A 22,040-nucleotide genomic window follows, 5' to 3' on the forward strand; every position below is an offset into this window, starting at 1 on the left:
GAGGAGACGCACCATGTGGGATCACACCGAGCACGAAGGCTTCGAAATCTGGGTGTTGCCGATTCCGGCGTTCGGGCCGCGTTCGCCCGAGCCGCTGTTCCACTACAGCGGCTACATCTGCCGGCATGGTGCGGATGCGCATCTGGAAGGACGTAGCGTGCGCTTTCACGATCTGATGCGCAATTACGTCGGCCCCGACGCCGCGCTGGACGCCGCATATACCGACGCGCGCAAGCGTATCGACCACTTCCACGCGGCGGGCAGCTGGGGCGACGGCCCGGAAGGCTAACGTCCGCCCGACACCACCAGCATCACGGCGCGGCCCTCGCAGCCTTCGCTGCCCGGCATCGTGATGGCGCGCCAGCCCGCTGGCGGGCCGCCGCTTTTGCCGTCGAGCACGATGGGCGTGCGGTGGTCGTGATCGACGTAGGTGGTCAGCACGTTGAACGGCCAGGAGGCGCGGCGCAGGCGCTCGTGCACCAGCGAGCCGACCCAGATCGGCGTGAGTTCGGGGCCGGGCGGCGGCGCGGCGACTACGCTATTCCTGCCGCCGGCGTCTTTGGCATCGCTCGCCACGGCCGTCGCGGGCGTGATGGCATCGGCCTGCAGGTCGCTGCGCGTGTCTTCCGCTGCGGTAGAATCCGCGCGCGCGGCCAGCGCATAGCCAGTCGGCCAGAAGCGCAGCACGTCGCGGCGGCTGCCGGGGCGCGCGGGATCGTCGGGGATGTGCACGCGCGCGAACACCAGCGGCGAGGGCAGGCCGTTATTGAGCTTGGGCAACAGTGGCAGCGACAGCGCGTCCACGTTCGGCGCGATCAGCGACAGCACGCTTTTGGGCGTGAACTGGCCGCCTTCGGTCCAGCCCGCTTCGTGCAGCGCAGCGCGCAGGTCGGTGGCGCTGGCGGCCCACTGGAGCGTCATCGGCTCGCGCCGCTCGCCTTTCATGTCCACGCGATAGCAGGCGAGGTTGCGCCAGAGCGTGTCGGTCCACGTCATCTGCGCGACCACGGTGGGCGCCTGTGTGTCGCGCGAGGCGAGTTCGGCTTGCCGCTCGGCCCCGCCGCGCTGCAGCACGAAAGCGATCGCCAGCACCACGAAGACGATCGCGGGCATGACGTTGCGCTCGGAAGGGCGCGCCGGATAGCGCCACAGCGACAGCAGCACGACCGCCGCCACCCAGATCGAGGCGAAGGCCGCGCCGCCAATGGCATCGGAGAACAGGAAGCGGTCGAAATACAGTCCCGCAAAGGCGACTCCCACCACGATGCCGTTGCCGACCGTCGCCACGATCGCCGCCTCGATCATCTTCACGCGCCGCACCAGCAGGAACATGGTGAAGCCATAGACGATCACCATCGACGCCACGCGGTCGCTCGGGAACACGTACGCGCCCACGTGCGCCGCGCCCGGCGAGCCGTGGTGAATCGCGAAGCGCAGCACGAGGATGAGCGCCTGCGAAAGCGCCGCCGCCAGCATCCAGTAAGTGATGGTGCGCCAGCGCCGCTCGACGGCCATCCAGGCGGTGACGGTCAGCACCAGTGCGGCGAGCGTGTAGTTGCTGCCGAGGGTTTCGACGTGCGCGAGCACGGTGTCGGCCCAGGTCGTGTGGATCGACTGCAGGAACTGGCGCACCGACTGGTCGATCTGCACGAGCGGATCGCCGCTCAGCAGATTGCCGAGCACATAGGAAAACACGGCGGCGCACAACGGCACCAGCGCCGTGATGGCGAGCACCGCGCCCAGCGCGGGCTGCTTCGGATCGAGCAGGCGCACCAGGCGGCGCGCCGCCGCGCCCTCGTGCTGTGCGGCCCAGCGCGAGACGCCGCGCCGCGAGGCGCTGGCCCAGTTGTCCAGATGCGCCAGCAGGACGTGCGTGAAGCGCCAGACGAGCCACAGCGTCAGCGCGATGATGGCGAGCGCCACCACCAGCCGGAACGACACCGCGCCCGCCAGTTGCAGCGACGCGCCGAACACCACGCCCGGCAGGATGTGAGCAGGCGCCCACACCAGCGCCGAAATCACGTTCATGACGAAGAACCGCCACGGCGCCATGCCGGCCATGCCCGCGACGATGGGCACCACGGCGCGCAGCGGCGCGACGAAGCGCGCCAGGATCACGCTGCGCGTGCCGTGGCTGACGAAGTAGGCCTGAGCTTTATCGAGGATGGCGGGGTGCTTGCTGAACGGCCAGACGCGCGCGATCCTGTCGCGGTAACGATGGCCGAGCCAGAAGCTCAGCGCGTCGCCCGCGACCGCGCCGGCGATGGCGCAGACGAACAGCCAGCCCAGATTGAGCGTGCCCGTGCCCGCGAAGGCGCCCGCGATGAACATAGCGGTGCTGCCGGGGAAGAACGTGCCGACCAGCGCGAGCGATTCCAGGAACGCCGCGACCACCACGAACGCGAGTGTCCAGCCGGGGTAATCGGCGAGCAGGTGCAGCAGCTGGACGTAGGCGTGCTCCATGTCGAAGGCGTGGTGTCGTACCACGCGCAATATAACCGGCTGCGCCGATGAGCGTGCGATGCGGTGTCGGCGGCAACCGGGGCGTTAATCCACGCCGCCAGGAAAAACGCCCCGCGGCGCGTGCGTGGTGCATACGCGGCGGGGCGCTGGCGTGGACCTTGATCCGCAACTCCTGGTCCTGCCCGGTGCTGGCCGGTGCTGGCCGGTGTGGCCATGAGCGTTCAGATCACGCCTTTTTCCTTCAACTGCGCCAGTTGCTCGTCCGAATAACCGAGCGTCGCGGCCAGCAGCTCGCGCGTGCCTTCGCCCAGTTGCGGCGGCGCGCGGCGCACCGGCATGCGTTCGCCGTCGAAGCGCCAGGGCGGCGCGAGGACCGGCGTGGTGCCGCTTTCCGTATGCGGATGCGGCTGCTGCGTGACGAGACCCGCCTCGGTGGCGCGCGGCGACAGCAGCGCCTCGCGCAAGCCCGCGACCTCGCCGCACGGAATGCCCGCTTGCGCGAGACGTTCGAGCAGCAGTTTGCGCGGGCGGCTGCCCAGCTCACGCTTGAGTTCGGGCAGCAGCACCGCGCGATTCTGCGAGCGCAGGATATTGGTCTTGTAACGCGTGTCGTCGGCGAGATCGGGTCGCTCGATCACTTCGCGCGCGAAACGTTCGAACTGGCTGTTATTGCCGACCGTGATGACGAGCGGGCCGTCCGCCGCATCGAATACGCCATACGGCACGATGGACGGATGATCGTTGCCGTAGCGCGGCGGGTCTTCGCCCATCACCAGCGCTTCCAGCCCGTAGTAAGCGGTGATCATGAGGCCGCAGTCGAACAGCGCCATTTCGATGTGACGGCCGCGGCCGCTGTGCTCGCGCTGGAACAACGCCGCGAGCATGGCCTGCGCCGAATACATGCCCGTGAAAAGATCCACGGCCGCCACACCGAATTTCAGCGGCGGCTGGCTCGCTTCGCCGTTCAGCGCCATCAGGCCCGCTTCGCCCTGCACCACGAGATCGTAGCCGGGGCGCTTCGCTTCGGAACCCGTGCGGTCGTAGCCCGAAATCGAGCAATAGATCAGACGCGGATTCTCCGCGCTCAACTGCTCGTAGCCGAGCCCGAGCTTTTCCGCGCCGCCGAACTTGAAGTTCTGCACCACCACGTCGCAGGTCTTCGCCAGATCGCGCGCGATCTGCTGGCCTTCGGGCGTTTGCAGATCGAGCGTGATCGAACGTTTGTTGCGGTTCACGCTGTTGAAGTAAGCGGTTTCGGTCTGGCCGATGCGCAAACCCCAGTCGCGCGTATCGTCGCCGCGATCGGGATGCTCGACCTTGATGACCTCCGCGCCAAGGTCGCCGAGCACCATCGCGCTCCACGGCCCCGCGAGAATGCGCGAGAGATCGAGCACGCGTACGCCCGCTAGCGGCAGGCCATTGAGCTGGCCATGGTTTTCCGTCTGCATCAGCAGGCACTCCTGATTCGTTGTGGATGGAAAGCCGCGCCCCGGCGTGATCGGAGCGGGCTTTCCTGGCCCGGCCCAAGCCAGATTCACGCCGCGGCGCTTTCCAGTGCGTTCAGCGCGATGTAACGCGCGAGATGATGATCCTCGTCGCCGAGTTGATGATCGATCATCACGAGGCGCTTGGCGTAGTGCGCGAGCGGCAGTTCCCATGTCATGCCGATGCCGCCATGCAACTGGATCGACTCTTCGGCCACGCGCGCGCCGACGCCGCCGATGGTGTACTTCGCCGCCGACAATGCGCGCTCGCGCTGCACGCGCGGCGCATCGATCGCGGCTGCCGCGTTGATGACCGCCGAACGCGATTGCTCGATATCGAGCAGCAGATCGGCCATGCGGTGCTGCAAGGCCTGGAAGCTGCCGAGCGGCACGCCGAACTGCTTGCGCGTGCGCAGATAGTCGAGCGTGAAATCGCGCGCCACGTCCATGGCGCCCAGCGCTTCTGCGGCGAGCGCGAGCAGGCCGTAGCCGCTCGCGTGTTCGAGCGTGGCGAAGCCGCTGCCCGGCGCGCCGAGCAGGGCATCCGCGCCAACCGTCACGTTGTCGAGCGTGACTTCCGCCGCGCGTCCGCCGTCGATCTTGCGATAACCGCGCACGCTCACGCCTGCGGCCGAGCGCGGAACGAGGAACAGCGAAATGCCGTTTTCGTCGAATTCATTACCCGATGTGCGCGCCGACACTAGCAAAACATCGGCGTGTTCCGCGTGCTGCACGACGCCTTTCGCGCCTCGCAGCAGCCAGCCGTCGCCATTCTTTTCCGCACGCGTGCTCACGCGCGCGGCTTCGTAGTGCGAGCCCGGTTCGTCGTGCGCGAGCGCCGCGATCTGCGAGCCGTCGATCAGCGATGCAATGCGTTCGCGCTGCGCCTCATTGCCCGCATGCGCGAGCGAGCGGCCCACGATCAGCGTATCGAGGAACGGCTCGACCACGAGACCGCGCCCAAGCGCCTCGAACACCACGGCGACATCGAAACCCTGACCGCCGAAGCCACCATCGGCCTCGTCGAACAGCGCGCCGATCACGCCCAGATCGGCAAAACGCCGCCACATCTCCGCGCTGAAACCTTCACTGGAGCGCGCGATTTTATCGCGCGTTTCAAAACCGTACTGCTCCGAGATGAAACGATTGAGCGTATCCGCAAGCATGCGGCGGTCTTCGGTGTGCTGGAAATTCATCGCAAGACCTCTTAGAGACCGAGAATCATCTTGGAGATGATGTTCTTCTGGATTTCATTGGAGCCGCCGAAAATCGACAGCTTGCGGTTGTTGAAGTAAAGCGCGGCGGCGCTGGCGGCTTCATCGGGGCCGATGGATTCGCCATCGAAACCTTCCTGCAACGCTTCTTCGACGAACGGCGCGGCATACGGGCCCATCGCCCGACGCAGCAGCGAGGCAATTTCCTGACGGATTTCCGTGCCGCGAATCTTGAGCATCGAGCTTTCCGCGCCCGGCACGCCACCACCCGCCACCGCTGCAATCACGCGCAGATTGGTGGTCTTCATGTTTTCCAGATCGATCTCGACCTTCGCGAGGCGCGCGGCGAATTGCGGGTCTTGCGCCAGCGGCTTGCCATTGCGCGTGACTTTCTGCGCGGCCTGTTTCAGACGCGCGAGCGCTGCCACCGAAAAGCCCACGCCCGCGATATTGGTGCGCTCATACGTGAGCAGGTATTTCGCGTAAGTCCAGCCCTTGTTCTCCTCGCCGACGAGGTTTTCAACCGGCACGCGCACGTCGGTGAAAAACACTTCGTTAACCTCATGCTCGCCGTCGAGCGTGACGATCGGGCGCACTTCGATGCCCGGCGTATTCATGTCGATCAGCAGGAAGCTGATGCCCTCCTGCTTGCGCACGTCGGTCGCGGTGCGCACGAGGCAGAAGATCATGTTCGCGTAATGGCCGAGCGTGGTCCATGTCTTCTGGCCATTGACGACGTAGTGATCGCCCTGGCGAACCGCGGTAGTGCGCACGGCGGCGAGATCTGAACCCGCGCCCGGCTCCGAATAGCCCTGACACCACCAGTCCGAACCGTCGAGAATACGCGGCAGCCAGTAGAGTTTCTGCGCTTCGTTGCCGTACTTGATCAGCACCGGCCCGAGCATGTTCACACCGAACGGCACGATGCGCGGCGCGGCGGCAATTGCGCATTCGTTTTCGAAGATAAACTTCTGCACGGCGCTCCAGCCAGGGCCGCCGTATTCCTTCGGCCAGTGATTCGCGAGCCAGCCCTTTTCGTTGAGGATGGCATGCCATTGCGCCATATCTTCGCGCGTGAGGTGCTGGCCGTTGCGCACCTTGCTGGCGATGCGCTGCGGCAGCCGCTCGCGCAGGAAGTCGAGCACTTCGCTGCGGAAGGCTTCTTCTTCGGCGGTAAATTTGAGGTCCATGTTTAACTCTTTATCCGATGACGCTTGATCCGTGATTTGTTGCGTTCGCAATCAAACCGTCGTGTTCAGGCTGGCGAAGTTTTCGCCGCGTTCAACCAGCTCGACGAGCAGCGGCGAGGGCTTCCAGAACAGCGGATCTTCCTTGGCGAATTCGCGGATATCGGCCAGCACTTTGGCGAGCCCCACGGTATCGGCGTAATGCATCGGGCCGCCGCGATGACGCGGAAAGCCGTAGCCGTAGAGGAAGGTCACGTCCACATCGAGCGGGCGCAGCGCGATTTTTTCGCGCACGACGTTCGCACCTTCGTTGATCATCGCGGCCATGTAGCGGCGCAGAATTTCTTCGTCGCTGAAGCTGCGCGGCTCGATGCCCGCGCGTTCGCGTTCCGTGCGGATGATCGATTCGACTTCGGGGTCGGGCGTGCCCACGCGCGCGCCTTCCGGATAGAGATAGAAACCACGACCCGTCTTCTGGCCGAACCGGCCGCGCTCGCACAGACGGTCGGCGATCTGCACATAACGCGCTTTCGGATCGCGCGTGGCAGCGCGGCGTTTGCGCGTGGCCCAGCCGATGTCGCCGCCCGCAAGATCGACCACCTGATACGGGCCCATGGGATAGCCGAATTCGCGCACGGCCTTGTCGATCTGATACGGCGATGCGCCGTCTTCCATCAGATGATCGGCGGCCGTGCGATACACCGCGAGAACGCGATTGCCGATAAAGCCGTCGCACACGCCCGCGCGCACGGGCACCTTGCGCAGCTTCTTCGCGAGTTCGAACGCGGTGGCCACGACATCCGCGCTGACCTGGCTCGGCACCACCACTTCCAGCAGCTTCATGATGTTGGCCGGCGAGAAGAAGTGCAGGCCGATCACGTCCTGCGGGCGCTTCACGCTGTTTGCGATGGCGTCGATGTCGAGATACGAGGTGTTGGTGGCCAGCACCGCGCCCGGCTTGCAGACGCGGTCGAGTTCGGCGAACACGGCCTGCTTGACGCCCATCTCTTCGAACACCGCCTCGATCACCAGATCGACTTGTGCGAGCGCATCGTACGAGGTGCTGCCGCTAAAGCGCGCGAGAATCGCGTCCTTCGCTTCGGGCTTCATGCGGCCCTTCGCGATCAAACCGTCGTAGACCTTTTCCACATGCGCGCGGCCGCGTGCGAGCGAGGCGTCGTCGCGCTCGATCATCGTGACGGGCAAGCCGGCGTCGAGCACGGCCACGGCGATGCCCGCGCCCATCGTGCCGCCGCCCACCACGCCGACGGTTTCAATCGCGCGCGGTTTGGCGCTTTTCGCTTCAGGCGTTTTCTGCACTTCGCGCTCGGCGAAGAAGGCGTGCACGAGGCCCGCGCGCTGCGGGCTTTCCAGGCATTCGAGGAACAGCTTGCGCTCGACGCGCTGGCCTTCCTCGAACGACTGATCGAGCGCGGCCTGCACGCAATCGACGATCTTTAGCGGCGAGAACAGACCACGCGACTTCTTCGCGGTTTCGGTGCGCGCGGCGTCGATGGCGGCCTGGGCGGCGGCGCGGTCGGCCAGCGCCTGCGCGTCGCGCGTGCGGCGCACGGGCGCGTGCGCGGCCAGCAATTCCTGCGCGTAAGCGAGACCTTCGGCGAGGATATCGTCGCTCGCCCCCACGCGATCGACGAGACCGAGTTTCAGCGCTTCCTGCGCGCCGATGTGCTTGCCGCTCAGCATCAGCGACAGCGCGGCCTCCGCGCCAATCAGACGCGGCGTGCGCTGCGTGCCGCCCGCGCCGGGCAGCAGGCCCAGTTGCACCTCGGGCAGGCCGAGCTTCGCGCCCGCCACCGCGAGGCGATAGTGGGCGGCCAGGGCGATTTCCAGACCGCCGCCGAGCGCCGCGCCATGAATCGCCGCGATCACCGGCTTGTGGCTCGCTTCGATACGGTTGCAGACGTCGGGCAGCGCGGGCGTTTGAGGCGGCTTGCCGAATTCGCGGATATCCGCGCCGGCGATAAAGTTGCGCCCCGCGCCGACGATCAGCACGGCCTGCACGGCGGCGCTCGCTTCGGCGTGCTCGATGGCGGCGGCGAGGCCGCGGCGCACATCGACGCCTAGCGCATTGACGGGCGGATTATCGATAGTGACGAGCAGCACCTTGCCGCGCAGCTCATGCGTGACGGGGGCGGCGGAAAGGGGGGATGCGGCCGGATCGAGTGCCATGAAGCGTGTCTCCAGATTTAGGGGCCGACCGGAAGGTGCATAAGAAGGTGCATGGCCCAGGCGGCGGTTCTCCAATATTGGACTTTATTGTGTGGATGCCAAGGTTCATTGACAATCCCATCGTTCGTTGACATGCTGTCAAAGAATCTTTGACAATCGAAGGCTTCCGGATGGGATCGGTTTGTGGACGTTAATGCGCTGACGCTGCTGGTGGAAATCCTCGACGCGGGCAATCTGAGCGAGGCCGCGCGCCGCCTGAAGATGAGCCGCGCGAACGTGAGCTACCACCTCAACCACCTGGAAAAATCGATCGGGCTGCAACTGGTGCGGCGCACTACGCGGCGCGTTGAGCCGACCGAGATCGGCCTGAAACTCTACGAACACGGCCGCACGATCCAGAACGCGCTGCTGGCCGCGCACGAATCCGTTTCCACGCTAGGGCAAAGTCTGCAGGGCCGCGTGCGGCTTTCCGTGCCGAGCGGTTACGGGCAACTGGTGATGTCGGATTGGCTGATCCGCTTCAAGCGGCTCTATCCGGGCATTGTGCTCGATGTGATGTTCGAAAATCGCGTGGAAGACCTGCTGCGCGATGAAGTCGATATCGCCGTGCGGGTGATGCACGAGCCGCCGCAGAATCTGGTGGCGCGCGATATGGGCGCGGTGAAGTACATTGCGTGCGCGTCGGCGCAATGGGCGGCGGAGCACGGCATGCCTGAAACGCTGGAGGATCTGGCGCGCGCACCGCTCATCACCGCGACGGTGGTGGGGCGGCAATTGCGGCTGGCGGCGTACCTCAAGGAGGCGCGCCACGAAGTATTGCTGGAGCCTTCGATTATTTCGGAGAACTTTCTGTTTTTACGCCAGGCCGTTCTGGCGGGACTGGGCGTGGGTATCGTGCCGGATTACGTGGTGCACGACGATATGCGCGCGGGCCAGGTGGTGACGTCGCTCGACGCGTGGCGTCTGAGCATTTTTGGCACGCATATGTACATGCTCTACATGCCGAACCGTCATCACACGCGCGCGGCGTCCACGTTTATCGACTTCGTTCTGGCTGAGGCGCAAAAGGCGGGACGCGGGGCCTGAATGTGTCACGCGCCCCAGGTCCCGCGCTTACGTTCTTACTGACCGGTCAACTGGTTCGTCAATTCCACTGCCGGTTGCGAGGTATTGCCGCCTTGCGCGACCAGCAGGTGAATCTGGCCGGGCGCGAGTTGCGACAGCGTGCCGGCGATCGGCACCGAGGTAATCAGCCAGTCGGCGTTATTGCCCAGACTGAACGAGGCCGACTGGAAGATCGCCGTCTTCGACCCGGCCGCTGTCACGATGGCCACATACGTGCCTCCGTTCAGATAGTTCGAATCCTGGCCGCTAGCCGGCACCGCATTCTTGAAGGCCACGCCTGCCATGGTCGGCGAGACCGTGTTGATATCGGTGTTGGGCGCGACGATATAGATGTCCAGATTCTGCGCGTTGGCCGTGGCGTTGAAGGCGCGCACGCGTGCGCTATTGGACAGCAGGCCCTTGTCGAACGGATCGTCGATCAGGCCGATATCGCCGCCGGTCAGCGCGGGCAGCGCGAGCACCGTATATTCGTGGCCCTTGGCGACGTCGGGGAAATTGCCGCTGGCGATGGCCGTCGTTGTGCCGGTGCTGGCATACGCGACGTTGGTGTTGCCCGTGTTGATATTCGCGAAGTTCGTGACCTGCTTGTACGCGATATTGGTTTGCAGTGCGCTGCCGTTGACGAGGAAGTCCACGTTAGGTCCGCCCGGCAGGGCATGCACGAAATGGATTTCGGGGTTCGTCAGGCCTAGTTCCTTGCCTACGTCGCTGCCGCTGCTGCCGCCGCAGGCGGTCAATACGGCCGCTGCGCCCATAAGCGCAGCCAGAGTGCGAATCGTCTTCATCGTGTCCACCTCATCGAGTCTCGGTTTAGCTGTAGAAGTCGCGCGTTGTATTGGGCGTTGTATTGCGCGCGTTTATTTATTTCTCTGCTTCTGGTTATGCCTTTAGCGTTCGTTCGCAGACCCAGGGGGATTGCGATGTTGCATCCGGGCGAGCGAGATCAGCAATCGCTGTGCCGCTGGTTTGCCAACCCGCGGGCGAAGTCGTAACCAGGCGTAACGGCAGCAAGGCGAGATGGCGCGCAGCAAGGCTGCTGCGCGTGCGGTCGAATGAGCGAAGAGAATAGAGAAAGAGATCCAGGCGCGCCGTTGATCGGCTTTAAGCGATCTTTAAACGCGCTTTAAAAGGACATTAAGCGAATTGCGAGCGAATCGTCGTGCCGTTGCTGGCGACTTTTACAAATACAGCGGGATTCACGCGCCTTGATCGGGCTCACGCGTCGGGCGCGTGTTTTGCGCAATGCCGGTCGACGCTGCGCTTTCGCTTTCACCTTCTTCATGTTCGCGCGTATCGCCCTGCTCGGCGCAGGCGCCCGTTGCGGGCGGGCGGCCGCGCGTGACGCCCGAGAGCGGCACGCGTTGCTGAATGCCCGCTTTCGCGAGCATGTGCGCGCTGATTGGCGCAGTGAGAAATAGAAATGCGGGAATCAGCAATTCATGCAGGCTTGCGTAATTGTTGTGAGCGCTGAAGTAGATCACCGAGGCGAGCACGATGCCGCCCACGCCCAGCGTGGTGGATTTGGTCGGGCCATGCAGACGCATGAAGAAGTCGGGCAGGCGAAACAGCCCGATTGCGCCGATCAGCGTAAACAGGCTGCCCACGAGCAGCAGCACGGACACGATCGCTTCGACGACGGTTTGCATCGGCGGGCCTTTTTCCTTTGCTTCGATTAGTTGAGCTCGATGATGTCGCCGCGCTGCAGATACTTCGTCAGCGCGACGGTGCCGACGAAGCCCATCACGGCGATCAGCAGCGCGGCTTCGAAGAACACGGTCGAGCGCAGGCTGATGCCGTACACCACGATCAGCGCGATGGCGTTGATGTTGAGCGTGTCGAGTGCAACGATGCGATCGGGCAGCGAAGGGCCGCGCAACAGGCGCACGAGCGTGAGCAGGAACGCGACGCCGAGGATCGCGAACGAGACCGGAATCACGATGGCTAGCATGCGAATATCTCCAGCAGCGGGGCTTCATAACGGGACTTGATCGAGGCGACGAGCGCGGCTTCGTCGGCCAGATCGAGGACGTGCACGATCAGGCGCGTGCGGTCGTCGCTGAGTTCGGCGCAGAGCGTACCGGGGCTAAGCGAGACGATGCTGATGAGCGCCGTGAGTGCGATTTCGTGTGTGCTGTCGAGCGGCACTTCGATAAAGGCCGGGCGCAGACGCTTTGTGGGGCCTAGCACGAGCAGCGCCACTTCCACGTTGGCCACGACGATATCGACCAGCACGTGGCCGAATAGACGCAGCAGCAGCCACGGCTTGCCAAAGCGCACCGGCTGCAGCCACAGACCTTCGCCAATGCAGAAAGCGATCACGATGCCGAGCACCGCACCGAGCAGCAGGTTGCCCGGCGAGACGTCGTTCATCAGCAGGACCCAGCAGACGAGCAGCACGGCGCTGAGCCAGGGATGCGGAAAGAGGCGTTTGAGCATGTTGTTCAGCCTCCACTTGCAGGCGTAGCCGCCGATGCAGCCGATGCGGCCGGCAGGATCGCGTGCACGTACGCGGAGCGATCGAATAGCTGGGCGGCGGTGGCGTCGAGATACTGACGCAGCGACCCCGCGCCCAGCGTGGCCGCCGCCACGCAGCCCAGCAGCAGCGCACAGGCCGCGAGCTTTGCCGAACTGCCGCGCGGTGCGCGCGCCGGGGCGCTTGCGGCGGCGCGCGCGGCGGGTTCGGCCCATAGCAGGCGCGTGCCGGTGCGGCTCAACGCAACGATCAGCAGCAGGCTGGACGCCAGCACGGCGGGCCACAGTATGACCGCGTCGCTCATCGGCGTGGCTGCGAGCACCATCGCCTTGCCCAGAAAGCCCGAGAGCGGCGGCAGACCTGCCGCGCCCACGGCTGCGACCAGATACAGCACTCCCGCGACGTTGGAAGGCCAGGGCGCATGCGTCGCGCGCGCCGCCGCGACGGCCGCGCCGTCGGATTCCGGCGAGATCGCGGCTGCTGCGGCGTCGTCGAGTGCTTCGAGCGAAGCGGGCTCCAGCGTATCCGTCGTCGCGACCGCTTCCGGTTCGAGCGTATCGGCAAGCAGGAACAGCGCGCCCGAACACAGCGTCGTGCTGATGAGGTAGTAGAGCAGCGCGCTCCACGCGAGCGGCGTCTGCTGCGTGATGGCGGCGATCAGCAATCCCACCGAGACGAGGACCAGATAGCCGGTCGTGGTCTTGAGGCTCGATACGGCGAGCGCACCCAACGCGCCAAACACGATCGTCGCGATGGCGAGCCACCATGCCCAGTCGCGCATGAAGGCATCGAGCACGCCGCCCGCGCCCAGCCCGAACACGAGCGCGTCGCAACGCAGCATCGCGTAGATGCCCACCTTGGTCATGATCGCGAACAGCGCCGCCACCGGCCCGATGGCGCTGCGATACGCCTGTGGCAGCCAGAACGACATCGGGAACACGGCGGCCTTGAGGCCGAACACCAGCATCAGCGTCGCGCCCGCGAAGCGCGCGAGTGGCAGCGTGGCGGGATCGAGGTGCGCAAGACGCTCGCCCATATCGGCCATGTTGAGCGTGCCCGTGATGCCGTACAGCACGCCCAGCGCAATCAGAAAGAACGACGAGCCGACGAGGTTCATCAGCAGATAGTGCAGGCCATTGCGCACGCGCCGTGTACCGCCGCCGTGCAGCAGCAGCGCGTAGGAAGCGATCAGCAGCAGTTCGAAGAACACGAACAGATTGAACAGATCGCCCGCGAGAAACGCGCCGTTCAGGCCCATCAACTCGAACTGGAACAGCGCGCGGAAATAGCGGCCGCGCCGCGCGTCGGCGCTTGAGGTGCCCAGCAGGCAGCAGCAGGCCAGCACGGCGGTCAGCAGGAGCATCAGCGCGCCTAGCCGGTCGAGTTGCAGCACGATGCCGAACGGCGCAGGCCACGCGCCCAGCGCGTAAGTGGCGATCTCGCCTTGCGCTGCGTGCGCGGTTAAAAAGCCGGCCACGGGCAACAGCGCGACGATGGCCACGGCATTGATCGCGCGTTGCAGACGCTTCGCGCGCACCGGCAGCGCGACGATGGCGCCCGCCGCGAACAGCGGGATCAGGATCGGGAGCAGAAGGGCGTGGTTCATGCGCCGAGCGTCTCCTGTTCGCGTGTGGCCTTGCCGCCGTTACTGCTACTGCTTTCGCCGATGGCGTCGCCGTTGACGTGATCGCTGCCCGTCATCGCGAGCGAGCGCAGCGCGAGGACGACCGTGAAGGCCGTCATCGCAAAGCCGATCACGATGGCCGTGAGCACCAGCGCTTGCGGCACGGGATCGGCATATTGCGCGCCGGGCGCAATGACGGGCGGCTTGCCGGTCGACAGTCTGCCCATGCCGAGCAGGAACAGATTGATCGCATACGAAAACAGCGTGATGCCGAGGATCACGGGGAACACGCGCGCGCACAGCAGCAGATAGATGCCGCTGGCGCACAGCACGCCGATTGCGGCGGCGAAGGCGGCTTCCATCAGCTTTTCTCCACGGATTGCATATCCTTGTCGCGCACGCCCAGGTGCGAAACGATCGTCAGCGTCGTGCCCACTACCGCACCCAGCACACCCAGATCGAAGAGCATGGCCGTACTCAATTCGATTTCACCGATCAGCGGCAAATGGAAATGTCCGAACGAACTGGTGAGGAACGGATACCCGAAGGCGAGGCTACCTAAACCCGTTGCGGCCGCAACCAGAAGGCCAAGCCCCGCGAGCGCGCGATACTGGATGCGGATGCGCGATTCGGTCCAGAGCACGCCGCTCGCCACGTATTGCAGCAGCAGAGCAACCGACACAATCAGCGAAGCGATGAAGCCGCCGCCGGGCAGATTGTGGCCGCGCAGGAACACGAACACGGCAACCAGCATGGTGAGCGGCAGCATCAGTCGCGCAAGGATCGCCAGCAGCAGCGGATGCGATTGCGACGACCACGGCAGGCCGCCTGGTCCCGTGCCCGGCGCCTTCAGACGCAGGCCGCGCAGCAGCGCCTTGACGGCCAGGCCCGCGACCACCAGCACGCTCACTTCGACCATCGTATCGAAGCCGCGAAAATCCACCAGGATCACGTTCACCACGTTATGCCCGCCGCTGCCGGGCAAGGCATTGGCGAGGAAATACGGCGCGATGCCTTGCGCCGGCTCGCGCGTCATCACTTCATACGCCACGCTGCCAAGCAGGCCGCCGCCCATCAGCGCGAGCAGGCCGTTGCGCAGGCGCACGGGAATCGTTTCGACCACCGGCTGCAGATTGGGCAGGAAGTAGATCGCCAGCACCAGCAGCAGCACCGTGACGACTTCCACCGACACCTGCGTGAGTGCGAGATCGGGCGCGGAAAAGCGCGCGAAGGCGAGTGTGACGAGCAGACCGCAGGTGCTCAGCATGATGAGCGCATAGAGCGTGTGCTGGCGCACCAGCACCACGCCCACCGCAAGCAGCGCCATCAGTACGAGGCCGCAGAGTGTGAGCGCGTCGATGGGCAGCGGCGCGAGGGTGCCGCCCCATGCGCCGAGTGCGAAGAAATACGCGCCCGGCACGATCAGCATCGCCGCGATCATCCAGGACAGGTAGGCGGGCAGAGAACGCGTTTCGAACACGCGCACGATCACCGCTGCGCCTTTTTCGAGGCGTTGCACCAGGCGGTCGAAGCCCTCGCTCGCGTTCATGTCCGAGAGCACCGAGCGATGATGGCGGAACGCATCGCGACGCAGGAAGAACAGTGCCGCGCCCGCCGCGAACGACACCACGCTCATGATGAGCGGCGTGTTGATGCCGTGCCAGATGCTCAGGCTGTAGTCGGGCAGTTTGCCACCCAGTGTGAACCACGCCGCCGAGGCGAGCAGGCGGCCAATCGTGTGCTGCGGAAACAGGCCGATCAGCAGACAGATCACGACGAGAATTTCCACCGGCAGTTTCATGAAGCGCGGCGGCTCATGAGGCGGATAGTGGGGCAGATCGTGCGGCGTCGCGCCATCGAAAAACACGCCCCACACGAAGCGCAGCGAATACGCAACGGAGAGCGCCGCCGCTGCGATTGCCACCACCGGAATCGCCCAGTTGAACGGACCGAACATGCCTTGCGCGAGCGTTTCGCCGAAGAACATTTCCTTCGATAGAAAACCGTTGAGCAAGGGCACGCCGGCCATCGCCAGCGAAGCCACGCTCGCGAGCACGGCCGTATGCGGCATGGTCTTGCGCAGGCCGCGCAGGCGCCCGAGATCGCGCGTGCCGGTTTCATGATCGATGATGCCCGCGGCCATGAAGAGCGACGCCTTGAAGACGGCGTGATTCACCGTGTGAAACAGCGCGGCGACGGTGGATAGCTGCGTGTCGAGGCCGAACAGCAACACGATCAGGCCGAGATGGCTGATCGTCGAATAGGCCAGCAGGCCTTTCAGATCGCGCTGGAATAGCGCCATCGACGCGCCGCCCACGAGAGTGACCAGGCCAACCAGCGTGGCCGTATAGGTCCACAGATCGGTGCCTTCGAAGATCGGGTAGAGGCGCGCGAGCAGGAACACGCCGGCCTTCACCATCGTCGCCGAATGGAGGTAGGACGAAACAGGCGTGGGCGCGGACATCGCATGCGGCAGCCAGAGGTGAAACGGAAACTGCGCCGACTTCGTGAACGCCGCAAGTAGCGTGAGCAGCAGAATCGCCGGATAAAGCGGATCGTGCTGGATTCTGGGCGCTTGCGCGAGCACGTCGTTGAGTTCGTAGCTGCCGCACACATGCCCGATCAGCAGCACCGCCGCGAGCAGCGCGAGACCGCCCGCGCCCGTGATGGTGAGCGCCATGCGCGCTCCGCGCCGTCCATCGGGCCGCGACGGCCAGAAGCCGATCAGCAGGAACGAGACCAGACTCGTCAGTTCCCAGAAGATCACGAGCAGCAGCAGATTGTTCGCCAGCACCACGCCCAGCATCGCGCCCATGAAGAGCAGGAGCAGCAGATAGAGGCGCGGCAGCGCGTCATTGCCCGCGAGGTAGTAACGCGCGTAGATGAATACCAGCAGGCCGATGGCGAGCACCAGCAGCGCGAACATGAAGGAAAGGCCGTCGAGACGCAGTGAAAGCGCGAGGCCGATGTCGGGCACCCATTCGCGCCGCCATTGCATGACGCCGAAGGTGGCCATGCCTACGCGCTCGCTCAGCAGCAGGCCGAGACCGAACAGCGCCGCCGCAAACGCGATCCATGTCGAGAGCGGGCGCAGACGGGCAGGCATGAGCGCGACCAGCGCCGCCGCGATGAACGGAAGTACGACCAGCCACCCCAATGCCATTCGATGCTCTCCGGGAATTCGACCGCGCGTGTCTGGACGATGCGTGTCGTTTGCCCCTTGCCCCTGGCCGCTAGACGCGACAGGGGCCGGTCGACCGCAGATCACGATCATAGCCGCAAACGGGGACGGAGTTCATCTATGTGGCATGAACGCAAACATGCATGCCAGGCAGGTTCAGGCCATGCGGCTAAGCGTCTTGCGAAAGCGCGCAAGCGAGAGCGCAAACAGCACGCTGCCGATCACGGCGAGCCACAGGAACGGCTGCCATACCACGGCGATACCCGCGCCGCGAAACAGGATCGCCTGGCCTAGCTCGACGAAGTGCGTGGTGGGCGCGGCGAGCATGATGTTCTGCACGAATTCGGGCATGCTTTCGCGCGGCGTGCTGCCGCCCGAGAGCATCTGCAGCGGCAGCAGCACGAGCACCAGCAACATGCCGAACTGCGGCATGCTGCGCGCGAGCGTGGCCATGAAAATCCCCATCGACGTGGTTGCGAACAGATGCAGCGCCGCGCCCGCGAGAAAGAGCGCCACCGACCCTTCGATCGGCACATGCAGTGCGCCGCGCACGATGAAAGTGAGCGAGAGCGCGGCGGCCACCAGCACGACCAGACCCATCGACCAGACCTTGGCGACCATGATTTCGGTGGGCGTGACGGGCATCACGAGCAGATGCTCGATGGTGCCGTGCTCGCGTTCGCGGATCAGCGCCGCGCCCGTGAGGATGATGGATAACATGGTGACGTTGTTGATGATCTCCATCAGCGAGCCGAACCACGCCTGCGTGAGATTCGGGTTGAAGCGCATGCGCACTGCGAGATCGACGGGCAATTCCGTGGGTGCGCGATAGCGGTTGACGAATTCGGTGGCTTCGTCGTTGATCATCTGCTGGATGTAGCTGCTGCCTGTGAACGCCTGGCTCATGCGCGTGGCGTCCACGTTGAGCTGGATTTCGGCGGCGCGTCCCGCAAGCACGTCGCGCTGCAGATTGGGCGGGATATTGAGTACGAAGGTGTAGTTGCCCGCGTCCATGCCGCGATCGGCCTGTTCGGGCGTGACGGCTTGCGGCACCATGAAATGCGGCGGATAGAACGCGTGAATGATGCGCTGGGACAGGGGCGACACATCGTTGTCGATCACGGCGATGGGCGCCATATGCAGCGATTCGGGCCGCGATGTCGCCGAGGAATAGATCATCGCCGTGAACGAGAACACGATGAGGATCAGCAGCATGGGATCGCGCGCGAGGCTCCACAATTCCTTCACGCCCAGGCGATAGATATTGGCGAGGTGGCGGCGCATCTCAGCTCTCCTGCTTCTTGAGCAGCGTGACGGTCAGGCCCAGCACGATGGGCGTGGCGAGCGCCAGCGGCCAGATGGACTGCCAGAGATCGCCAAAGTGCAGCGCCTTGTTGAACACGCCCCGGCTGATCGTGAGCATATAGCTGGCCGGATAGATCTGCCCAATCACGCGCCCCGCGCCTTCCAGCGACGATACCGGCGTGATGAGGCCCGCGAACTGCACCGAAGGCACCATCGTGCCGATCATCGTGAAGAAGAGGGCGGCGATCTGGCTCTTCGTGAAGGTGGAAGCCAGCAGTCCGATGGCGGTGGCGCACAGGCAGTACAAAATGGCCGCCCCGAATAATGTCGGGAAACTGCCTTTGATTGGCACACCAAATAAAGTGACGGCGAGCAGCGTCATCAGCAGGAAATTCAGCATGGCGAGCAACACATACGGCGCCTGTTTGCCGAGCAGGAATTCCAGCCGCGTAACCGGCGTCACATACAGATTGATGATCGAGCCCAGTTCCTTTTCGCGGACCACGGCGAGCGCGGTAAGCATCGCGGGCATCATGAGCAGCAGCACCGGGATCACGGCGGGCACCATCGCCGGCAGGCTGCGTACATCGGGGTTGTAGCGAAAGCGCGTCTCGACCGAAACTGCCGCGTGCGCATCCGCGCCCAGCCGCTGCTTCGCCTGTTGCAACAGCCAGCTCTGATGCATGGCGATCACATAGCCGCGCACTGTTTCTGCGCGTTGCGGCATGGCGCCGTCGATCCATACGCCAAGATCCACCGATTTGCCGCGCGCCACGTCGCGTGCGAAGCCGGGCGGGATCTCCATCGCAAACGCCAGTTCGCCGCTGCGCATGCGCCGGTCCATTTCGGCATAACTCGTGATGGGCGGGCGTTCGATGAAATAGCGCGAGCCGGACAGGTTCAGATCGTAGTTCTGCGAAAGCGAGGTCTGGTCGTGATCGAGCACGGCGAAGCGCAAATCCTCCACGTCCATGCTGATGCCAAAGCCCATCACGAAGAGCAACAGCAGCGAACCGGCGAGCGCGAGCGTCGCGCGCACGGGATCGCGGCGCAATTCCAGCGCTTCGCGCCACATATAGCTATAGGCGCGCTGGAAGCTGAAGCCGCGATATTGCGTGTGATGCGCTTCGGCGTCTGGGTTTTCGGCGAGGGCGGAAAGCTCGGCGGTGGTATCGCCTTCCGTGCCCGCGCCAGCGTCCACGAGATACGCGATAAACGCTTCTTCCAGCGTGGCCGCGCCGCGCTTTTCGGTGATGGCAGCGGGCGTATCGCTCACCAGCACGCGCCCCGCATGCATCAGCGAAATGCGGTCGCAGCGTCCCGCCTCGTTCATGAAGTGCGTGGAGATGAAGATCGTTACCTGGTCTTCGCGGGCGAGCGCAATCAGCAGTCGCCAGAAGTTGTCGCGCGCGACCGGATCGACGCCGGAAGTCGGTTCGTCGAGGATCAGCAATTCGGGCTTGTGGACCATCGCCACCGCGAGCGACAGGCGCTGGCGCACGCCCAGGGGCAGACTGTCCGGCAGCGTGTCGAGCGCTTCGGCGAGATCGAAACGCTCGACCATTTCGCTCACGCGCGCGGGAATATCGGCTTCGGGTACGTGAAAGAGGCGTGCATGCAGCACCAGGTTCTGGCGCACCGTGAGTTCGCCGTAGAGCGAAAACGCTTGCGACATGTAGCCCACGCGGCGGCGCGTATCCAGGTCGCGCGGATCGACTTCATGTCCGAACAGCCAGGCCTGGCCTTCGCTCGCCGGCAGCAGGCCCGTGAGCATTTTCATCGTGGTGGATTTGCCGCAACCATTCGAGCCAAGAAAGCCGAATATCTCGCCGCGCCGGATGCGAAAGCTCACGTGATCCACAGCGACGAAATCGCCGAAGCGCATCGTCAGGTCTTTGGCTTCGATGGCGATATTGTTTTGCGCATCGTCGTCGGCTTTTAGCGGGGTGATTTCCACCGGCATATGGCCGCGCTTTTTCGCTTCCGGCAATAGCGCAATAAAAGCTTCTTCAAGCGATTCGGTGTGCGTACGATTCAGCAACTCGGCGGGCGTGCCGGTGGCGAGGATCGCGCCGTCATCCATTGCGATCAGCCAGTCGAAACGCTGCGCTTCATCCATATAGGCCGTGGCGACGATGACGCTCATCGATGGGCGTTCCTTGCGGATGCCGTTGATCAGATCCCAGAACTGCGCGCGCGCGAGTGGATCGACGCCCGTGGTGGGTTCGTCGAGAATCAGCAGGTCGGGATCGTGGATCAGCGCGCAGCACAGGCCGAGCTTCTGCTTCATGCCGCCCGAGAGTTTGCCCGCAGGCCGCGCGAGAAACGGATCGAGGCCGGTGCTGCGCGTGAGGGCGTCGATGCGCCGACGCCGTTCCGCTTCGTCGTGACCGAACAGTCGGCCAAAGAACTGCAGATTTTCTTCGACAGACAGCGTGGGATACAGATTCTTGCCCAGCCCTTGCGGCATATAGGCAATGCGCGGGCAGACCGCATCGCGGTGCGCCTTGCTCGCCATATCGCCGCCCAGCACCCAGACCTTGCCTTCCTGCACGGCGCGCGAGCCCGCCACGAGTGCGAGCAGGCTGGATTTACCTACGCCGTCTGGGCCGATGAGGCCCACCATCAGACCGGCGGGCACGTCCTGCGTGAGATCGCGCAGCGCGACGGTCTTGCCGTAGTGCAGGCTGACGTGTTCGATGCGAACTGCGGGCTCGCTCATCAGGGCACCTTCACCTGCAGATTTGCGGGCCATTCTTCATTGGCGTCGAGTTTCACCCATGCCACGCCGGGCAGGCCTGTTTTTACGTATTTCAGGTGCTTCTGAAGCAGATCGCGGTCGATCTGCGCCTTGACGCGGAACATGAGTTTCTGGCGCTCGCTCTGTGTTTCGACGGTTTTGGGCGTGAATTGCGCGGTCGCGGAAACGAAGGTGATTTTGGCGGGGATGACCCACTGCGGCGCAGCATCCAGAATGATGTGCACATCCTGGCCCAACGCCACGCGGCCGGCCGCCTGTTCGGGCAGGAAGAACGTCATGTAGACATCCGAAAGATCGACCATGTTGAGCACCTTGCCGCCTGCGCCGAGTACTTCACCCGGCTGCGCGACGCGATACTGCACGCGGCCTGCGCGTGGCGCCTTGAGGTCGCTGTCGTGAATATCGGCGTTGATGCGGTCGATGGTGGCCTGCGCGGCGGCAATCGCTGATTCCGCGCCAGTCTGCTGCGCACGCGCGGCGGTGACGGCGGCTGCGGCGGCGGTGACCTGCGCCTTGGCGGCGGCCACGGCGGCTTCTGCGCTGCGCACGCGGGCGCGGTCGTCGTCGAGTTCCTGCATCGACGATGCGCCTTCTTTCGAGAGCGTTTGCGAGCGTGCGAGCCGGCGTTTGGCGGCGTCGAGTTCGCTCTCGCGTTGGGCCACGCCCGCTTCGGCGGCGCGCTGGTCGCTCTCGCGCAGGGCGATGGTGGCCTTGGCGCTGGCATCGGCGTTGATGGCCTGCTGATGCTGCGCGATGGCTTCGTTTCGTTGCGCCTGCAACGTGTCGACCTGCATGTGGGCGAGCGTCTGGCCCGCGCTGACGAAGTCGCCTTCCTGCACGACCACGTCCTGAACGCGTGCTGCGAGCTTGGTGGCGACGTCGATCTCGGTGGCCTCGATACGGCCATTGCCGCTCACGAAGCCTTCGCCGGGGCCGCGATCCGCGTAGTAGCGCCAGCCAAAATAGCCGCCCGCCGCGACGGCAATCACGATGAGCGCGGGAATCCATTTGCGGGCTGAAATCTGCATGACGG

At 64.7% G+C, this 22,040-nt stretch carries 17 protein-coding genes; 2 read left to right on the forward strand and 15 right to left on the reverse strand.

Features of this window, described 5'->3' with window-relative positions; genetic code table 11:
* The first annotated feature begins 13 nt into the window (after window positions 1-13).
* Window positions 14-289, forward strand: a complete 276-nt coding sequence (locus tag F3J17_RS31130; RefSeq protein ID WP_167068676.1) for a hypothetical protein — start codon at window positions 14-16, stop codon at window positions 287-289.
* On the opposite strand, the gene F3J17_RS31135 is transcribed toward F3J17_RS31130, so the two are convergent.
* From F3J17_RS31135 to F3J17_RS31155, 5 genes are all read right to left on the reverse strand, one after another.
* Window positions 286-2,463 carry a VTT domain-containing protein gene (locus F3J17_RS31135; protein ID WP_205195048.1) on the reverse strand — a complete coding sequence of 726 codons (2,178 nt, stop codon included), beginning with the start codon at window positions 2,461-2,463 and terminating at the stop codon, window positions 286-288. The two genes, F3J17_RS31130 and F3J17_RS31135, sit on opposite strands and share 4 nt — an antisense overlap.
* Before the next feature lie 221 nt (window positions 2,464-2,684).
* Window positions 2,685-3,911 carry a CaiB/BaiF CoA-transferase family protein gene (locus F3J17_RS31140; RefSeq protein ID WP_167068682.1) on the reverse strand — a complete coding sequence of 409 codons (1,227 nt, stop codon included), beginning with the start codon at window positions 3,909-3,911 and terminating at the stop codon, window positions 2,685-2,687.
* Window positions 3,912-3,997: 86 nt separating this feature from the next.
* Window positions 3,998-5,143, reverse strand: a complete 1,146-nt coding sequence (locus F3J17_RS31145) for an acyl-CoA dehydrogenase (protein ID WP_167068685.1) — start codon at window positions 5,141-5,143, stop codon at window positions 3,998-4,000.
* An 11-nt stretch (window positions 5,144-5,154) separates the two neighbouring features.
* Entirely contained in the window at window positions 5,155-6,351 is a 1,197-nt protein-coding gene (locus F3J17_RS31150) for an acyl-CoA dehydrogenase family protein (RefSeq protein WP_167068688.1), read from the reverse strand.
* Between the two features lie 51 nt (window positions 6,352-6,402).
* Complete coding sequence (locus tag F3J17_RS31155; RefSeq protein ID WP_167068691.1) at window positions 6,403-8,538, reverse strand: 3-hydroxyacyl-CoA dehydrogenase NAD-binding domain-containing protein; 2,136 nt, start codon at window positions 8,536-8,538, stop codon at window positions 6,403-6,405.
* Window positions 8,539-8,721: 183 nt separating this feature from the next.
* Here F3J17_RS31155 and F3J17_RS31160 point away from each other — a divergent pair, with 183 nt between their 5' ends.
* Window positions 8,722-9,624 (forward strand): LysR family transcriptional regulator, encoded by a 903-nt coding sequence (locus tag F3J17_RS31160; protein ID WP_167068694.1) that lies wholly within the window; start codon window positions 8,722-8,724, stop codon window positions 9,622-9,624.
* A 35-nt stretch (window positions 9,625-9,659) separates the two neighbouring features.
* Here the strand turns inward: F3J17_RS31160 and F3J17_RS31165 are convergent, their stop codons facing one another.
* The 10 genes from F3J17_RS31165 to F3J17_RS31210 form a co-directional block, all read right to left on the reverse strand.
* Window positions 9,660-10,448: a DUF4397 domain-containing protein gene (locus F3J17_RS31165; protein ID WP_167068697.1), complete on the reverse strand. Its 789-nt coding sequence runs from the start codon at window positions 10,446-10,448 to the stop codon at window positions 9,660-9,662.
* A gap of 411 nt (window positions 10,449-10,859) precedes the next feature.
* Entirely contained in the window at window positions 10,860-11,309 is a 450-nt protein-coding gene (locus F3J17_RS31170; RefSeq protein ID WP_167068700.1) for a Na+/H+ antiporter subunit G, read from the reverse strand.
* Between the two features lie 26 nt (window positions 11,310-11,335).
* Window positions 11,336-11,611 (reverse strand): K+/H+ antiporter subunit F, encoded by a 276-nt coding sequence (locus tag F3J17_RS31175; protein WP_167068703.1) that lies wholly within the window; start codon window positions 11,609-11,611, stop codon window positions 11,336-11,338.
* Entirely contained in the window at window positions 11,605-12,099 is a 495-nt protein-coding gene (locus F3J17_RS31180) for a Na+/H+ antiporter subunit E (protein WP_167068706.1), read from the reverse strand. The genes F3J17_RS31175 and F3J17_RS31180 overlap by 7 nt, the downstream gene beginning before the upstream one ends.
* 5 nt (window positions 12,100-12,104) lie before the next feature.
* The gene (locus tag F3J17_RS31185; RefSeq protein WP_167068709.1) at window positions 12,105-13,742 is read right to left on the reverse strand and encodes a monovalent cation/H+ antiporter subunit D; all 1,638 of its coding nucleotides are present in this window, start codon (window positions 13,740-13,742) and stop codon (window positions 12,105-12,107) included.
* On the reverse strand, window positions 13,739-14,122 hold the full coding sequence (locus tag F3J17_RS31190; RefSeq protein ID WP_167068712.1) for a Na+/H+ antiporter subunit C: 384 nt from the start codon (window positions 14,120-14,122) through the stop codon (window positions 13,739-13,741). Before F3J17_RS31190 ends, F3J17_RS31185 begins: the two co-directional genes overlap by 4 nt.
* Entirely contained in the window at window positions 14,122-16,923 is a 2,802-nt protein-coding gene (locus F3J17_RS31195) for a monovalent cation/H+ antiporter subunit A (RefSeq protein ID WP_167068716.1), read from the reverse strand. The genes F3J17_RS31190 and F3J17_RS31195 overlap by 1 nt, the downstream gene beginning before the upstream one ends.
* A gap of 174 nt (window positions 16,924-17,097) precedes the next feature.
* A complete protein-coding gene (locus tag F3J17_RS31200) occupies window positions 17,098-18,225 on the reverse strand; it encodes an ABC transporter permease (RefSeq protein WP_167068719.1) in 1,128 nt (375 codons plus the stop codon).
* A 1-nt stretch (window position 18,226) separates the two neighbouring features.
* Window positions 18,227-20,968 (reverse strand): ribosome-associated ATPase/putative transporter RbbA, encoded by a 2,742-nt coding sequence (gene rbbA, locus F3J17_RS31205; RefSeq protein ID WP_167068722.1) that lies wholly within the window; start codon window positions 20,966-20,968, stop codon window positions 18,227-18,229.
* Window positions 20,968-22,035: an efflux RND transporter periplasmic adaptor subunit gene (locus F3J17_RS31210; RefSeq protein ID WP_167068725.1), complete on the reverse strand. Its 1,068-nt coding sequence runs from the start codon at window positions 22,033-22,035 to the stop codon at window positions 20,968-20,970. The genes rbbA and F3J17_RS31210 overlap by 1 nt, the downstream gene beginning before the upstream one ends.
* Window positions 22,036-22,040: the final 5 nt, after the last annotated feature.

The sequence above is a fragment of the Burkholderia sp. Ax-1719 genome, from assembly GCF_011753055.1.
Taxonomy (GTDB): Bacteria; Pseudomonadota; Gammaproteobacteria; order Burkholderiales; family Burkholderiaceae; genus Paraburkholderia.

What these genes read in the sequence shown, in the direction of transcription:
- F3J17_RS31145 (WP_167068685.1), bottom strand. Translation starts at nt 5,143, where the DNA reads ATGAATTTCCAGCACACCGAAGACCGCCGCATGCTTGCGGATACGCTC.
- F3J17_RS31200 (WP_167068719.1), bottom strand. Translation starts at nt 18,225, where the DNA reads ATGCGCCGCCACCTCGCCAATATCTATCGCCTGGGCGTGAAGGAATTG.
- F3J17_RS31150 (WP_167068688.1), bottom strand. Translation starts at nt 6,351, where the DNA reads ATGGACCTCAAATTTACCGCCGAAGAAGAAGCCTTCCGCAGCGAAGTG.
- F3J17_RS31140 (WP_167068682.1), bottom strand. Translation starts at nt 3,911, where the DNA reads ATGCAGACGGAAAACCATGGCCAGCTCAATGGCCTGCCGCTAGCGGGC.
- F3J17_RS31155 (WP_167068691.1), bottom strand. Translation starts at nt 8,538, where the DNA reads ATGGCACTCGATCCGGCCGCATCCCCCCTTTCCGCCGCCCCCGTCACG.
- F3J17_RS31185 (WP_167068709.1), bottom strand. Translation starts at nt 13,742, where the DNA reads ATGAACCACGCCCTTCTGCTCCCGATCCTGATCCCGCTGTTCGCGGCG.
- F3J17_RS31135 (WP_205195048.1), bottom strand. Translation starts at nt 2,463, where the DNA reads ATGGAGCACGCCTACGTCCAGCTGCTGCACCTGCTCGCCGATTACCCC.
- F3J17_RS31130 (WP_167068676.1), top strand. Translation starts at nt 14, where the DNA reads ATGTGGGATCACACCGAGCACGAAGGCTTCGAAATCTGGGTGTTGCCG.
- F3J17_RS31175 (WP_167068703.1), bottom strand. Translation starts at nt 11,611, where the DNA reads ATGCTAGCCATCGTGATTCCGGTCTCGTTCGCGATCCTCGGCGTCGCG.
- F3J17_RS31190 (WP_167068712.1), bottom strand. Translation starts at nt 14,122, where the DNA reads ATGGAAGCCGCCTTCGCCGCCGCAATCGGCGTGCTGTGCGCCAGCGGC.
- F3J17_RS31195 (WP_167068716.1), bottom strand. Translation starts at nt 16,923, where the DNA reads ATGGCATTGGGGTGGCTGGTCGTACTTCCGTTCATCGCGGCGGCGCTG.
- F3J17_RS31165 (WP_167068697.1), bottom strand. Translation starts at nt 10,448, where the DNA reads ATGAAGACGATTCGCACTCTGGCTGCGCTTATGGGCGCAGCGGCCGTA.
- F3J17_RS31170 (WP_167068700.1), bottom strand. Translation starts at nt 11,309, where the DNA reads ATGCAAACCGTCGTCGAAGCGATCGTGTCCGTGCTGCTGCTCGTGGGC.
- rbbA (WP_167068722.1), bottom strand. Translation starts at nt 20,968, where the DNA reads ATGAGCGAGCCCGCAGTTCGCATCGAACACGTCAGCCTGCACTACGGC.
- F3J17_RS31210 (WP_167068725.1), bottom strand. Translation starts at nt 22,035, where the DNA reads ATGCAGATTTCAGCCCGCAAATGGATTCCCGCGCTCATCGTGATTGCC.
- F3J17_RS31180 (WP_167068706.1), bottom strand. Translation starts at nt 12,099, where the DNA reads ATGCTCAAACGCCTCTTTCCGCATCCCTGGCTCAGCGCCGTGCTGCTC.